We start from the raw sequence: 13,521 nt of genomic DNA on the forward strand, positions 1-13,521 counted from the left end.
GTATGAACAGATTGGGAATCGATATCGGACGCGTGATCATCGCCGGAGGGTCCGGTGCGGGCGACACGTCGTTCTTCTCCGGCGACACCGCGGCCATGCTGCGAACTCCCGCCGTACCGGGCGCTTTCGAGGCGATCGCGCGGTTGATGCCGTTGTTCGGGGAGGCGTGGCTGGTGTCGAAGTGCGGGCCGCGGGTGCAGGAGCGGTCGCTGGAATGGTTGCGTCATCACCGCTTCTTCGAGCGGACCGGGATTCCAGCGGGGAACGTGCGCTTCTGCCTTCGGCGGCCGGAGAAGGCGATCCACTGCGCGGACCTCGGCATCACGCACTTCGTCGACGACAAGGCAGATGTGATCACCGCGATCACGCCGGTGGTGCCGTATCGCTACCTCTTCAAGGACTGGGATACGACCGAGGTCGCCGTACGGCGTGATCTACAGGCCGAACGAATTGCGAGCGTCGGTTAGGCCCTTGAGGTTTTCGGCTGGGGTGGTGATGCCGGTCAGGATGTTGTTGGTGATTCGCCAGGCGAAGTAGCCGGCCTGGACGGCGTAGCGCACTCGCTGGAAGGTGGGTAGGCCGCGCTGGAGTTCGTCGGTCAGGTCGGGTCGTTGGCGCAGGTACGCCTGGACCACCGGGGCGCCGTTGTACATGACGGCGGATGCGACGTCGTACAGGATCGGGCCCTGCATCGCGCTGCCCCAATCGATGAGGGCGACCTCGCCGTCAGCCTGCCGTCGGAACGCTTCCGCGGCTGGATCTCCATGCAACCAGGCCCAGGACACCGGCCCGAGCGCGACCGCGTCGGCGACTGCACCTTCGACCGCCGGGCGGATCCACGGCTCGAGGTCCAGAGAATCCTCGAACGGCAGCAGGAACTGCAGCCACTCGGTCAGCTCACCGGCCTCGAGCGCAGCGGCCGAGTGCACGCGTCCCAACAGATCCCCGATCGCCGCCTGATCCGCGGGCCCCAACTCAACGCCGTCGACGTACTCGAGCACGGCAACCTGCCGCCCGTCGACGCGCTCGACGACGCGACCGTGCTTACCGACCCGCGGACGACCGGTGCAGATGCCGGCGTCGTCGAGCCGGGCCGCCAACTCCAGACCGGGCTCGAACGCCGTGTCACCCGACCCCACCGCCTTGACGACAACCCGCCACTCCCCCGCGGAGGCCAGCCAAGCCGCCGAGTTCATCCCGCCGGTCAGCACTTCCAGCTCCAACGGCTTCAGATCCCAGCGCTCCCGCAGTACCTCGGCAACATCCACCCACCCACCTTCTCAGCCACCCATCACCCCAAGCAGCCGATTTTCTGGCGTACTTAAGAACAGGTAGTGCACCACCGAGACACCGTACGCGGAGCGACACCTACGCTCAGGTGCACTACCCAACCACCCGACACCTCCTGTCTTTAGGTACACCGACGTCTACTTGCCGAAGTGGAAAGTTATCTGTTAGCTTTCCGGTATGGAAAGTGATGCGGAAGAGCAGCTGCGGATCATCGAGCGGGCCGAGGCGGCGCCGTATGTGAGTTATCCGGCGACCCCGTGGTGGTATCCGCCGGTCGTCGGGCTCTGGGCGGCTGCGTTGGTCGGGGCGTTCGGCTGGTGGCGGGACAACAGCGCGCTGTTCTTCACGGCGCTGGCGGTGCTGATCGGGCTGGAGGTCGCGTTCATCACCTGGATGCAGCGGCGGCACGGAGCGATGCCGTTTCCGGGGCGCGGGCGGCCGCCGCGGGAGATCGGGCGGCTCTGGAAGTGGTACTTCGTGGCCGTCGGGGTGTTCGTGGTGATCGTCGCGGTGGTCTGGTGGCTGGTCGGCGTACCGGCGGCCGCGCCGACCGCGTTCGTCCTGGTGACCGTAGGCCTCTGGTACTACGAGCGCCGGTACGCGGTCATCGCGGCGCAGGTACGGGAACGTCTCGCATGATCGACGGACTCGATCCGGTCATCCACGCACCGAAACGCCTGGCCGCGATGGCAGTACTGGCGAACGCCACCACGGTGACGTTCCGCTTCCTGAAGGACTACCTGGAGGTCACCGACTCCGACCTCTCGAAGCACATGTCCGCCCTGGAGAACGCCGGCTACGTCACCACCACAAAGACCGGCCACGGCCGAGGCGCCACCACCACCTACCGAATGACCAAAGCCGGCGAACACGCCTACACCACCCACCGCGACGCCCTCCGCACCCTCCTGGACGGCCCGAAGTAGTCGCCTGCGAAACCCATTCCGTCGCGAATCCCACCAGCGGTAGGATTGGCCTATGGGTGAGCCCGCACATACGGACAAGCTGAGTGTGACCATCCCGACCGACCTGGCCGATGAGCTGCGGTCGCGGGCCGGGCGCGGGAATGTGTCTGCCTATGTGACCCAGGCCTTGGTCCGGCAACTGGAGCACGACCGGCTCGGTGATCTCCTGGCCGAGCTGGCCGAGGTGCACGGGCCGGTGACCGACGATGAACTCGCTCGCGCCCGCGCTGAGTGGCCCGAGCGGTGAGCCCGCGGAAGCGCGTCCCTTCGGCGCCCCAGGGATCGCTCGTCCTCGACAACGAAGGTCTGTCCCGGGCCGCGACCGACCGGGCGATGTACGTCAGGCTGTGTGCCGCGCACGCCGACGGCCGCCGCGTCGTCACGTCGGCGGCGATCCTGGCCGAGGCCCTTCGCGGCGGCCGTCGCGATGCAGCCGTCTACCGGGTGCTCAGCGGGATCGTCGTCGAGCCCGTCAGCCGAGCTCTCGGCGAACGCGCAGGTCAGTTGATCGGAGCAGCCCGGCTCGGTTCCGGGCAGGCTGTTGACGCCATCTTGGTGGCCACCGCCTTGGGCGAGGCGGGACCTGTAGTGATCGCGACGTCGGACGCAGGCGATCTGAAGGCACTGGTCGGCGACGAGCACCGCGTCGCAGCGGTAGCGGCAGACCGTTTCTGATCTAGCTGTTGGTTTCGGCGTCGCGGATTTCGGTGCTGAGTTGCCGGATGGCGGTGCGGAGGGCTTGTTCGGCGTCGATGCCTAGGGTGCGGGACTCGCGGACGATGGCCAGGAGTTGGTGGCCGATTCGGTCGAGGTCCGTGTCGCCGGCGGGCGGGAGTTCGGCGGGGAGTACCTTCGCGGCCCGGCTCAGGACCTTGTCGGCCAGGGCGAGGGCGGGCAGGGCGAGCGGGATGCCTTCGAGGACCGAGGAGCGCCGCTTCTCGGTGGCCTTGATGGCTTCCCAATTGGCCTCGACGGCCGCTACATCAGTGGCGTCGACGGTGCCGAAGACGTGCGGATGGCGGCGAATCAGCTTCTCGACGATGCCGCCGGCCACGTCGTCGATCGTGAAGCCTTCGTCCGGGTCCTCCTCGGCGATCCGCGAGTTCAGCGCGACCTGAAGGAGAAGGTCGCCCAGCTCCTCACGGAGATGGCTGCGATCGCCGGTGTCGAGCGCCTCGAGGGTCTCGTACGTCTCTTCAAGCAGGTACTTCGCCAGGCTCTCGTGCGTCTCCTGCTGCGTCCACGGGCAGTCGCGCCGGATCCGGTCCATCACCCGGACCAGGTCGATCAGCCTGGCCCCGGGTACGTCGTACGAGCCGTGCTGGATCTCCACGTCGTACGCCGGTCGCGGGTCACGCGCCACCTGGTCGGCGACGACCCGCAGCAGGCCCGGCTCCCCGTCGTCGCCGACGAGCCACGCGACATCGCGGCCGGCCTCGGCGGCGGACGACAACCAGCTCCAGTGCTCGCCGATGCCGCCCTCGACCTGCGTGACAGCAAGCCCGGACCCGACCACGGCCTGTACGTCGGAGCGCAGCACGTGACCGTCGCCGCCCGACGCGGCGCCGATCTCGTCGGCGTCGGTCAGGGACTGCCAGGCCGCACGTGTCAGCAGGCCCGGCGCCACCCGTGGGCTGGTCAGCAGGACAGTGATGCGGCCGGAGCCCTCACGTACGTCGGTCACCGGCTCGGCTGTCTCAGCCCTGGCCCTGCTGCTGGGCGGCGTCCTCGGCTGCCTTGCGCTTGGCGGCGGTCTGGTCGGACTCCTTGGACAGCGACCCGGAGACCGCGGTGTCGAGCCGGCCGTCGCTCCACTGGCCGAAGCGCGGCGCGACCGTGACCTTGATGTCCTTCGCGGCGGCGTTCAGCGCCTGCAGGCCTTCCTGCGCCTTCTGCTGACCGTCCGTGTCGTGGATGCCCTTACCGCCGGCGAGCTTGATCGAGACGATCAGCGCCGCGGCGAGCTTGTCGAGGAAGGCGCGGGACGCCGGATCGGCCTGCAGCTTCTGGTACGCCTCGGCGCTCGGCGCCACGGCGTTCTTGGCCGCGTCGGCGATCTCCGCGTCGCTGACCTGGATCGCCTTCTGCTTCCCGACCTGCGCCGCCAGCTCGTTGCTGACCATCCCGTTGAGCGCGGCCTGGTCGGGGTAGGACTCACCGAGCGCCGCGCCGACGGCGCGCGAGGTCTTGTCGACGTCGCCGATGCTGATCTCGGTGTCACCGATCATCGCTGCCGCGCCGGGGTGGGTTCCCGCCGCACAACCGCCGGTCAGCAGCACCGTCGCCAGCACCACACCGAGAGCCCGAAGCCGTGTGCTCACCGAATCTCCTCGCAAATCCCTGTCAGTTTCACGCCGGAACCACAATAGGTTCGGCGATCACGTCGTCGATCAACCGGGTGCACCATTGCAGCAGCTCCTGGTCGCGGAGCGGCTGACCGCCGACCGGCCTGGTGGCAGGTCTCGGCACCAGAATGGTATGCAGTTGCGGCTTCACCAGACTCTTCGGGTACAGCCTGTTCAGCCGGAGCACCTTCGAGTCGGGCAGTTCGACCGGCCCGAACCGGATCAGGTTGCCCTGCAGGGTGACGTCGTGCAGCCCCGCCCGGCGGGCGTGGTTGCGGAACTTCGCCACCTCGATCAGGTTCAGCACCGGCTGCGGAATGTCGCCGTACCGGTCGTGCAACTCCTCGACCAGTTCAGCGATGCCGTCGGCATCCCGGACGGCGGCCAGCCGCTGGTACATCTCCAGGCGCAACCGCTGGGACGGGATGTAGTCGTGCGGCAGGTGCGCGTCGATCGGCAGCTCGATCTTGACCTCGGGCTCCTCGGCCTGGGTGTCGCCGCGGTACTCCGCGACCGCCTCGCCGACGAGCCGGACGTACAGGTCGAAACCGACGTCCGCGATGTGCCCGGACTGCTCGCCGCCGAGCAGGTTGCCGGCGCCGCGGATCTCCAGGTCCTTCATCGCGACCGCCATACCGCCGCCGAGGTCGGCGTGCTGGGCGATCGTCGCCAGCCGGTCGTGCGCCGTCTCGGTGAGCGGCTTCTCCGGCGGGAAGAAGAAGTACGCGTACGCACGCTCCCGGCCACGACCGACCCGGCCGCGGAGCTGGTGCAGCTGGGACAGGCCGAGCAGGTCGGAGCGCTCGACGATCATCGTGTTCGCGTTCGAGATGTCGATGCCGGACTCGACGATCGTCGTACACACGATCACGTCGGACTGCTTCTCCCAGAAGCCCTGGATCACGTTCTCCAGCGTGTGCTCGTTCATCTGGCCGTGCGCGACCGACACCCGCGCCTCGGGCACCAGCTGGCGGATCCGGGCGGCCGCCTTCTCGATCGTGTTCACCCGGTTGTGGACGACGAAGACCTGGCCCTCGCGGAGCAGTTCGCGCCGGATCGCGGCGGTCACCTGACCTTCGTCGTACGCGCCGACGAAGGTCAGCACCGGGTGCCGCTCCTCCGGCGGGGTGGCGATCGTGGACATCTCGCGGATGCCGGTGATCGACATCTCCAGCGTCCGCGGGATCGGGGTCGCGGACATCGTGAGTACGTCGACCGCGGTCCGCAGCCGCTTCAGCTGCTCCTTGTGCTCGACGCCGAACCGCTGCTCCTCGTCGACGATCACCAGGCCGAGGTCCTTGAACGCCACCTCGCCGCTGAACAGCCGGTGCGTCCCGATCACCACGTCGACCGACCCGTCGGCCAGGCCGTCGATCGTCGCCTTGGCCTCCTTGTCGGTCTGGAACCGCGACAGCGGGGCGACATTGACCGGGAAGGCTGCGTACCGCTCGGCGAAGGTCGCGTAGTGCTGCTGCACCAGGAGTGTCGTCGGCACGAGTACGGCGACCTGCTTGCCGTCCTGCACCGCCTTGAAGGCCGCCCGTACGGCGATCTCCGTCTTGCCGTAGCCGACATCGCCGCAGACGATCCGGTCCATCGGCATGACACGTTCCATGTCGTGCTTCACGTCGTCGATCGTGGCGAGCTGGTCCGGCGTCTCCACGAACGGGAACGCGTCCTCCAGCTCCCGCTGCCACGGGGTGTCCTTGGCGAACGCGTGGCCCTTGGTCGCCTGGCGCGCGGCGTACAGCTTGATCAGCTCGCCGGCGATCTGCCGGACCGCCTTGCGGGCGCGGCCCTTGCGCTTGGCCCAGTCGCCGCCGCCCATCTTGTCCAGGGTCGGCTGCTCGCCGCCGACGTACCGGGTGACCTGGTCGAGCTGGTCGGTCGGCACGTACAGCCGGTCGCCCGGTTGCCCACGCTTGCTCGGCGCGAACTCGATCACGACGTACTCGCGGGTGGCCTTCTGGGACCCGGTGCCGACGGTCCGCTGCATCATCTCGACGTACCGGCCGACGCCGTGCTGCTCGTGGACGACGAAGTCGCCGGGCTGCAGCTCGAGCGGGTCGATCGTCTTCTTGCGGCGCGACGGCATCCGTTGCTGGGAACGGCGTTCGGCCGCCGACCGCTGGCCGGCCAGGTCGTTCTCGGTGAGCACCGCGAACTTGATGCCGTCGGCAATGAAACCCTGTTCGAGCTGACCCTGTGAGATCAGTACGACGCCGGGCTCGGGGATCTCCTCAATGCCTTCGACCACCCGGGCCGGCAGCTCGGCCTCGGAGAACACCTCGGCCAGGCGCTGAGCGGGACCGTGGCCTTCGGTGACACAGACGATCCGCCAGCCGTCGCGCAGCCAGCCGCGGATGTCCTCGGCCGCCGCCGCGGTCTCGCCACGGTACGGGTCGACCTCGTGGACGGCGAGGATCTTGCTGGTGACCGCACCGGCCTCGGTGTCGATGTCGAACGCGACCCGCGCTCCCATCGAATCCCGCAGCTCGGGCTCGTCGGTCGGCGCCGCCGCGAACGGCGACAGGCTCCACCAGGCCAGGCCCCTGCCCAGGGCCTGCGACCGGACGTCGCCGAGCGACATGTACGCCGCCGCACCCAAGTCGATCGGGGCCTCGCCGCCACCTGCGGCCGCGGCCCAGGACGCCTCCAGGAACTCCTGACTGGTCGCCACCAGGTCGTGCGCCCGCGCGCGAACCCGCTCGGGGTCGCTCACGACCACGTGCGTACCGGCCGGCATCAGGTCGACCAGCAGTTCCATGTCGTCGACGAGCACCGGCGCCAGCGACTCCATGCCCTCGACGGCGTGCCCTTCGGCGAGCTTCTCGAACAGCTCGGCCAGCTCGGGGTGTTCCTTCGCCAGTACGGCGGCCCGCGCGCGGACCTCGTCGGTCAGCAGCAGCTCGCGGCACGGAGGGGCCCACAGACCGTGCTCGGCGATCTCCAAGGAGCGCTGGTCGGCAACCGCGAAGTACCTGATCTCCTCGACGTCGTCGCCGAAGAAGTCCACCCGCAGCGGGTGCTCCTCGGTCGGCGGGAAGACGTCGATGATGCCGCCGCGGACCGCGAACTCGCCGCGCCGCTCGACCAGGTCCACCCGGTGGTACGCCGCGCCGGCGAGCCGCTCGACGACGTCCTCGAGCTCGACCGTGTCGCCGACGTGCAGCTGCACCGGCCGCAGGTCCGCGAGTCCGGCGACCTGCGGCTGCAGCACGGACCGCACCGGCGCGACCAGGATCCGGATCGGACCGGTCGTCTCGTCGGACGGATCCGGATGCACAAGACGACGCAGTACGGCGAGACGCCGGCCGACCGTGTCGGAGCGGGGCGACAGGCGCTCGTGCGGGAGCGTCTCCCAGGCCGGGTAGTAGGCGACGGTGCCGGGCTCCTCGACGAGGCACTGGAGGGCCTCGGTGAGCTCCTCGGCCTCGCGGAAGGTGGCGGTGACGGCGAGCACCGGGCGGGCGGCGCCGTTCTGGGCCGCGGCCAGCGCGGCGAGCAGGACCGGGCGCACCGGCTTCGGCGCGCTCAGGTCGAGGGTCGTGACACTGTCGCCGCGGGCGTCACGAACGGCCTCGGCCACCACCGGATCGGTGATCAGGGTGTCGACCAGACCGCTGAGCTTCACGAGTTGTACTTCCCTTGGGTTGCCTCTAAGCCGTCGGTGAGCAGGGATTCGACGGCGTCCGCGGTCCGGTCGACGGCGAACGGAAGGTCCTTGCGTTCGGTCGAGGAGAACTCGTTCAGGACGAAGTCGGCGGGTGCCTGCCGGCCCGGCGGACGACCCACACCGAACCGAACTCGATAGTACTCACCGGTGCCAAGCGATTTGCGCAGCGATTTCAGCCCGTTGTGGCCGTTGTCGCCGCCGCCGAACTTGCACCGCAGGACCCCGAAGTCGATGTCCAGCTCGTCGTGCACCACGACCAGGTTGGCCGGGTCCAGCTTGAAGAACTTCAGCAACCCGGACACCGGTCCGCCGGACTCGTTCATGTACGAGCGGGGCTTGGCCAGCACCGTCCGCAGGCCGCTGATCCGGGTCTCGATCACCTCGGACTTGACCTGCTTGCTCTGCTTCCACTTCGCACCGGTCCGGGCCGCCAGCTCGTCGGCGACCAGGTGCCCGATGTTGTGCCGGGTGCGGGCATACGAAGGTCCGGGATTCCCCAGTCCGACGACCAACCACACGTCGTCCGCCACGGATCCCGGCCCTCCCGAAGATATCTGGTGCTGCAGACTACTCGGCCGCGGCGGCCACCGGCTCCTCGGACGGAGCGGCCTCGGCGCCCTCAGCGGCCTCGGTGTCGCCCTCGAGCTGCTCGGCGGTCGGCTGCTGGGTGACGTTCACGACCAGGGTGTCCGGCTCGACGGCCAGCGTCGTACCGGTCGGGAGCTTCAGGTCGGAGGCGTGGATCTGGGCGCCGATCTCGAGGCCCTCGATCGAGACGGTGACACCGTCGGGGATGTGCGTCGCCTCGGCCTCGACCAGGATGCTCTGCGCCTCCAGGACGACCAGGGCGTCGCTGACGGCCTCGCCCTCGAGGTGCACCGCGATGTCGACCTGGACCTTCTCGCCACGGCGGACGATGACCAGGTCCACGTGCTCGATGAAGCCCTTGATCGGGTCGCGCTGGACCTGCTTCGGCAGCGCCAGGTGGGACTCGCCGTCCTCGACCTCGATCAGCAGCAGGGCGTTGGCGGTCTTCAGGGCCAGCATGGTGTCGTGACCGGGCAGCGTGATGTGCACCGGGTCACTGCCGTGGCCGTAGAGGACGGCGGGAACCTTGTTGTCCCGGCGGATTCGGCGGGCAGCTCCCTTGCCGAACTCCGTACGCGATTCGGCGTGGATCTTGACCTCGGCCACGAGATGAACTCCTCAAAAGCGTTGCGGTGATCTGTTGTCTGGTTGGAACTCGGCTGCGGCCTCAGCGGGCGCCTGCTGACCCCGAGAAGGCGTCAGGCAACGAACCACCGCGTCGATCACGGAGCCGCGCCCAACAGTTCTCGGGGGGCGTCCCTCGCCGAGGCAACCAAAACAGTCTACCCACGAGCGCGGCCAGACGGGAAATCCGGCCCCGGGGTTCGATAGTTTGCCCGGGTGATCTCGCCGTACGTCGCACTCAGCACGCTGATTCCAGTGGTTTTCATCGCTGCGATGACGTGGCTGATCGCCGGGAGGGCGAGCCGGGTGAGACGTACGCCGGCGTGTACCAAGGTCGCGGCCTGTGCGTACTCGACTACACGTACGTCACCAGCAACGGAAGACCCAGCAGACGCACACCGTCAACCTGGTCGGTCGACGGGTTCGCCGTACCGGACGTGCTGGCCCGGCTGGACGCGATGACGCGGCTGATCGACCTGATCCCGCCGTTCGTCCTGCGCGACTACGGGCAGCCGACGTTCAGCTGAGTTTGGTCCAGACCTGACGGAGGGCCCGGGCCGCGTCGCCTTCGAGTCCGGCTTCGTCCAAGGTCGCGGCCAGCTCGTCGAACTCCGGGCCCCAGCGCCACGCGACGTTGCGGAGCTGGTCCGGGAGGCCCGGATCCTTCAGCGAGCCGCCGTCCGCGCGGGTCTGCTGCGCGATCAGCGCCTCGGTGACACCGTGCTTCTCGGCCAGCTGGAAAGCGAGCACCGCCAGCGCCGCCTTGCCCTTGTTATAGAGGGCGTACGACGATTTCGCCGCGCTGGCCGCACCTGGTTCGGCGCCGACCACCATCGGGGTGACCGCGGTACCGGCCCACAGCGTGGCGACCTGGTCGGCCGCCGTACCGGACAGCATCAGATGCGTCGGGCTAGGGCCACCGGTCGGCGGCGGCCCGACCACACCGGCGTCGACGAACGTCGCATCGGGTACGGCGGACTGGGCCTCCCGCAACGACGCCGGGGACAGCGGATTCGCCTCGACGTACAAGCCGGCGAAGCCCGCGGCGCCGACCTGCTTGGCGATGTCGACGGCGCCCTGCGGTGCACAGGAACACAGCACCGCCTCGGCGCCGCCCACCGCGTCGGCGAACGACGCACCGATCAGCCCGGCCTCGTCGGCCCGCGCCTTGGAGGCGTCACTGCGACCGTCCGGCACCCAGCGCACCTCATGGCCGGCGGCGACCAGTTGCGCCGCGAGCTTCGAGCCCATCGCACCGGGATGGAAGACAGCAATACGCATGGCGCCAGTCCTTCGGGAGAGCGGTCAATGGCCTCCAAGATAGGCGAGGACCGCGAGCACCCGGCGGTGCTGTTCGTCGTTGGTGAGCAGGCCGAGCTTCGCCAGGATGCTGCCGACGTGCGTCTCGACGGTCCGCTCGGTCAGGAACAGCCGCCGGCCGATGCCGACGTTCGTGCAGCCCTCGGCCATCAGCGCGAGTACTTCGCGTTCGCGCGGGGTCAGCGGCGCGAGGCGGTCGTCGGCCTGCCGCCGGCCGATCAACCGGCTGACGACCTCCGGATCGAGCGCCGATCCACCGGCAGCGACCCGGTCCAGGGCGTCCAGGAACTCGTCCACCGCCAGCACGCGGTCCTTGAGCAGGTAGCCGAAGCGACCGGTCGCGACCAGTTCGACGGAGTGCCGCGTCTCGACATGCTGGGAAAGCAGGACAATCCCGAGCCCAGGGTGCAGCACCCGAAGCTGGCGGGCGGCCCGGGCACCGTCGTCGGTCCCGTCGGGCGGCATCCGGATGTCGATCACGGCGAGGTCCGGCCGGGTCTCCTCGACTACGGTCAGCAGGCTCGTGGCGTCCGCGGCCAGGCCGGCGATCTCGTGTCCCGCGTCGGCGAGCAGACGTGCCAGGCCTTCGCGGAACAGCGCCGAGTCCTCGCCGATCACGATTCGCACGGCAGCACCGCCTCCACCGTCGTACCGCGGCCGGCCGGACTCCGCAGCTCCAGCGCACCGCCGACCGCCGCAACCCGATCGAGCAGCCCGCTCAGCCCCGAGCCGGGCCGCGGTACGGCTCCCCCACACCCGTCGTCCTCGATCCGGACCCGCATCACGTCGGCCGACCGCGCCACCCGGACCACGATCGACGTGGCGTTCGCATACTTCGCCGCGTTCGTCACCGCCTCGGCGGCCACGAAGTACGCCGTCGTGGCGAGTTCCTCGGGCAGATCGGGCGGGATCTGCAATCGGACCGGTATCGGCAGCGACTGGGTGATCGCGCTCAACGCCGCGTGCAGACCGTCGTCCAGGCTGGTCGGGCGCAGGCCGTGGGCGATCTGCCGCAGCTCGGCGACCGCGGTACCGAGCTCGGCGACACCCTGATCGAGTAGGCCGTTCACATCGACCGTCCCGTCGTCCAGGTGCCGCTGGGCCAACCGCATCGCCATCCCCAACGCGACCAGCCGCTGCTGCGCGCCATCGTGCAGATCACGCTCCAACCGACGCCGCTCCTCGTCACCGGCCTGCACCAGCCGCGCGCGGCTCGCGGCCACCTCACGCAAGGCGCCGGCCAGCTCCGCCCGCAGCCGCGTCACCTCCACCAGACTGGCCGCCGCAGCCGCCACCGCTTTCAGTACGGCGGGGGACGTCGCACCGGATGCGAGTACGCCGATCTGCTCACCACCCAGCAGCACCGGGACCAGCCGCGGCTCGGCCACCGGCGTACCTGCGGCGTCGACGAAGCCGGACGCTCCCGGGATCAGCAGGCCGACGCGAAGAGCAGGATCGCGGAGTGCGGTCCGCAGCGCGGACTCGAGGTCCTCGGGCTGCGCCTGCTCGGTGTGGATGCGATGCTGCAGATCCTCGATCGCCAGCAGTGCGGCACGTCGCGGTGGGTAGAGACGGCGATCGACGGCGCGCTGCAGCCGGGTTCGCAACGGTGCCAGGATCAACGCGCACACGGCCGTTGCAGCGGCGGCGACAACAGCCGAGTCACGTCCCAGTACCAGTCCGAGTGAGACGGCTGCGACGGCGTACGTGCCCAGCAGGACGACCATCACGATGCTGTAGCTGACCGTGTCGGCCAGCACCCGGTCGACGTCGTACAGGTCGTGCCGGAGCATCGCCACCGCTACGGAGGCCGGGAGAGCCACCAGCGTGACGATTCCGAAGACGGTCGCCACGATGCCGCTGTGACCGGTGACCAGGATCTCGGCCAGGCACACGAGCGGGTAGACAACGGCGGCCAGGCCCGCCAGGAGCAGCCACTTCAGCTGCGCGCGGACTGTGCCGGTCGAGCCGCGGTACCGGATCGCCACCGGAACGACCGCGGTCAGACAGAGCGCCAGGAACCCGAAGAACACGACCTCGCTGACCACACCAGGGACTCCGGACAGCGGCGAGTACGGCCGAGGCAGGTTTTGGAGCGGCGACAGGAACGGTTCCGAGGCGAACGCGCCGAAAGCCTGCTGGCCTATTCCGAGCATCAGCAACGCCAGGGGAACCGGTCGCCACCGACTGCTCACCAGCTGACCGGTCGGGAAGTAGAGCAGCAGGAAGGCGACCGCGGCCAGCAGCCACCAGCCGCTCTCGTCGAGCCAGGCGACCACCCGGTTGTCCAGTGGCAACTGCCCCGGATCCTGTACGACGGCGTTGTAGTAGACGTCGCGTGCGGTCAGGAACACGGCGATCGCGCCGATCCAGCCGAGGATCGCCCCGACCGGGTTGGCCGGCTGCCGTCGGGCGACCGCGAGCCCGAGTGCCGCGATCGCGGTTCCGATCGCTGCCAGACCGATGAAGTTCCGCAGCGTGTGCGGGCCGGTGCGGTACGCGATCAACAGCCAGGAGCTTCCCGCCACGAGCGTCAGAACGAGCAGGAAGGTACCGAGCGCGACCCACCGTGGCCACCGCATGTCGTCAGAGTAAGGCCGGTTTCGGCCGGATGGCTCCGAGCCAGCACGGAGAACCGGGTCCGTGCTCGCTGCGATGTGCCGACCGGCCGTGCGGGCGTTCGCTGGACCTGTCCGAATTACTCGCGGGAGGG

Annotated in this window: 15 protein-coding genes; 6 read left to right on the top strand and 9 right to left on the bottom strand. The window is 69.3% G+C overall.

Annotated elements, in window-relative coordinates:
- Positions 1-2: 2 nt before the first annotated feature.
- The gene (locus tag ACLJOO_RS03340; RefSeq protein WP_410785294.1) at positions 3-467 is read left to right on the top strand and encodes a hypothetical protein; all 465 of its coding nucleotides are present in this window, start codon (positions 3-5) and stop codon (positions 465-467) included.
- Here ACLJOO_RS03340 and ACLJOO_RS03345 read toward each other — a convergent pair.
- Positions 435-1,268 carry a phosphotransferase enzyme family protein gene (locus ACLJOO_RS03345; protein WP_410785295.1) on the bottom strand — a complete coding sequence of 278 codons (834 nt, stop codon included), beginning with the start codon at positions 1,266-1,268 and terminating at the stop codon, positions 435-437. The two genes, ACLJOO_RS03340 and ACLJOO_RS03345, sit on opposite strands and share 33 nt — an antisense overlap.
- 199 nt (positions 1,269-1,467) lie before the next feature.
- Between ACLJOO_RS03345 and ACLJOO_RS03350 the strand changes: the two genes are divergently transcribed.
- The 4 genes from ACLJOO_RS03350 to ACLJOO_RS03365 are packed head-to-tail and all read left to right on the top strand — an operon-like array spanning position 1,468 to position 2,930.
- Positions 1,468-1,929, top strand: coding sequence for a hypothetical protein (locus ACLJOO_RS03350; RefSeq protein WP_410785296.1), 462 nt, complete (start codon positions 1,468-1,470; stop codon positions 1,927-1,929).
- Complete coding sequence (locus tag ACLJOO_RS03355; protein ID WP_410785297.1) at positions 1,926-2,216, top strand: transcriptional regulator; 291 nt, start codon at positions 1,926-1,928, stop codon at positions 2,214-2,216. The genes ACLJOO_RS03350 and ACLJOO_RS03355 overlap by 4 nt, the downstream gene beginning before the upstream one ends.
- Before the next feature lie 52 nt (positions 2,217-2,268).
- Positions 2,269-2,502, top strand: coding sequence for a hypothetical protein (locus tag ACLJOO_RS03360; protein WP_410785298.1), 234 nt, complete (start codon positions 2,269-2,271; stop codon positions 2,500-2,502).
- On the top strand, positions 2,499-2,930 hold the full coding sequence (locus ACLJOO_RS03365; RefSeq protein ID WP_410785299.1) for a type II toxin-antitoxin system VapC family toxin: 432 nt from the start codon (positions 2,499-2,501) through the stop codon (positions 2,928-2,930). The genes ACLJOO_RS03360 and ACLJOO_RS03365 overlap by 4 nt, the downstream gene beginning before the upstream one ends.
- Position 2,931: 1 nt before the next feature.
- On the opposite strand, the gene ACLJOO_RS03370 is transcribed toward ACLJOO_RS03365, so the two are convergent.
- Genes ACLJOO_RS03370 through ACLJOO_RS03390 form a run of 5 tightly spaced genes read right to left on the bottom strand, consistent with a single transcriptional unit; the run spans position 2,932 to position 9,470 of the window.
- Entirely contained in the window at positions 2,932-3,939 is a 1,008-nt protein-coding gene (locus tag ACLJOO_RS03370; RefSeq protein ID WP_410785300.1) for a MazG family protein, read from the bottom strand.
- A gap of 13 nt (positions 3,940-3,952) precedes the next feature.
- Complete coding sequence (locus ACLJOO_RS03375) at positions 3,953-4,576, bottom strand: hypothetical protein (protein ID WP_410785301.1); 624 nt, start codon at positions 4,574-4,576, stop codon at positions 3,953-3,955.
- Between the two features lie 28 nt (positions 4,577-4,604).
- Positions 4,605-8,234, bottom strand: a complete 3,630-nt coding sequence (mfd, locus tag ACLJOO_RS03380) for a transcription-repair coupling factor (protein ID WP_410785302.1) — start codon at positions 8,232-8,234, stop codon at positions 4,605-4,607.
- Positions 8,231-8,806, bottom strand: coding sequence for an aminoacyl-tRNA hydrolase (gene pth, locus ACLJOO_RS03385; RefSeq protein WP_410785303.1), 576 nt, complete (start codon positions 8,804-8,806; stop codon positions 8,231-8,233). The genes mfd and pth overlap by 4 nt, the downstream gene beginning before the upstream one ends.
- Positions 8,807-8,843: 37 nt before the next feature.
- Positions 8,844-9,470, bottom strand: a complete 627-nt coding sequence (locus ACLJOO_RS03390; RefSeq protein WP_410785304.1) for a 50S ribosomal protein L25/general stress protein Ctc — start codon at positions 9,468-9,470, stop codon at positions 8,844-8,846.
- Positions 9,471-9,766: 296 nt separating this feature from the next.
- Between ACLJOO_RS03390 and ACLJOO_RS03395 the strand changes: the two genes are divergently transcribed.
- The gene (locus ACLJOO_RS03395) at positions 9,767-10,015 is read left to right on the top strand and encodes a hypothetical protein (protein WP_410785305.1); all 249 of its coding nucleotides are present in this window, start codon (positions 9,767-9,769) and stop codon (positions 10,013-10,015) included.
- On the opposite strand, the gene ACLJOO_RS03400 is transcribed toward ACLJOO_RS03395, so the two are convergent.
- From ACLJOO_RS03400 to ACLJOO_RS03410, 3 genes are read right to left on the bottom strand one after another with little or no spacing between them, the layout of a single operon-like run.
- A complete protein-coding gene (locus tag ACLJOO_RS03400) occupies positions 10,008-10,769 on the bottom strand; it encodes a DUF1932 domain-containing protein (protein WP_410785306.1) in 762 nt (253 codons plus the stop codon). The two genes, ACLJOO_RS03395 and ACLJOO_RS03400, sit on opposite strands and share 8 nt — an antisense overlap.
- 24 nt (positions 10,770-10,793) lie before the next feature.
- Positions 10,794-11,435 carry a response regulator transcription factor gene (locus tag ACLJOO_RS03405; protein WP_410785307.1) on the bottom strand — a complete coding sequence of 214 codons (642 nt, stop codon included), beginning with the start codon at positions 11,433-11,435 and terminating at the stop codon, positions 10,794-10,796.
- Positions 11,423-13,390 (bottom strand): histidine kinase, encoded by a 1,968-nt coding sequence (locus ACLJOO_RS03410; protein WP_410785308.1) that lies wholly within the window; start codon positions 13,388-13,390, stop codon positions 11,423-11,425. Before ACLJOO_RS03410 ends, ACLJOO_RS03405 begins: the two co-directional genes overlap by 13 nt.
- Positions 13,391-13,521 lie beyond the last annotated feature (131 nt).

Source organism: Kribbella sp. C-35, from assembly GCF_046549195.1.
Lineage (GTDB): Bacteria > Actinomycetota > Actinomycetes > Propionibacteriales > Kribbellaceae > Kribbella.

Coding starts and splice junctions, on each gene's coding strand:
- ACLJOO_RS03360 (WP_410785298.1), top strand. CDS start 2,269: ATGGGTGAGCCCGCACATACGGACAAGCTGAGTGTGACCATCCCGACC.
- ACLJOO_RS03410 (WP_410785308.1), bottom strand. CDS start 13,390: ATGCGGTGGCCACGGTGGGTCGCGCTCGGTACCTTCCTGCTCGTTCTG.
- ACLJOO_RS03355 (WP_410785297.1), top strand. CDS start 1,926: ATGATCGACGGACTCGATCCGGTCATCCACGCACCGAAACGCCTGGCC.
- ACLJOO_RS03340 (WP_410785294.1), top strand. CDS start 3: ATGAACAGATTGGGAATCGATATCGGACGCGTGATCATCGCCGGAGGG.
- ACLJOO_RS03400 (WP_410785306.1), bottom strand. CDS start 10,769: ATGCGTATTGCTGTCTTCCATCCCGGTGCGATGGGCTCGAAGCTCGCG.
- ACLJOO_RS03350 (WP_410785296.1), top strand. CDS start 1,468: ATGGAAAGTGATGCGGAAGAGCAGCTGCGGATCATCGAGCGGGCCGAG.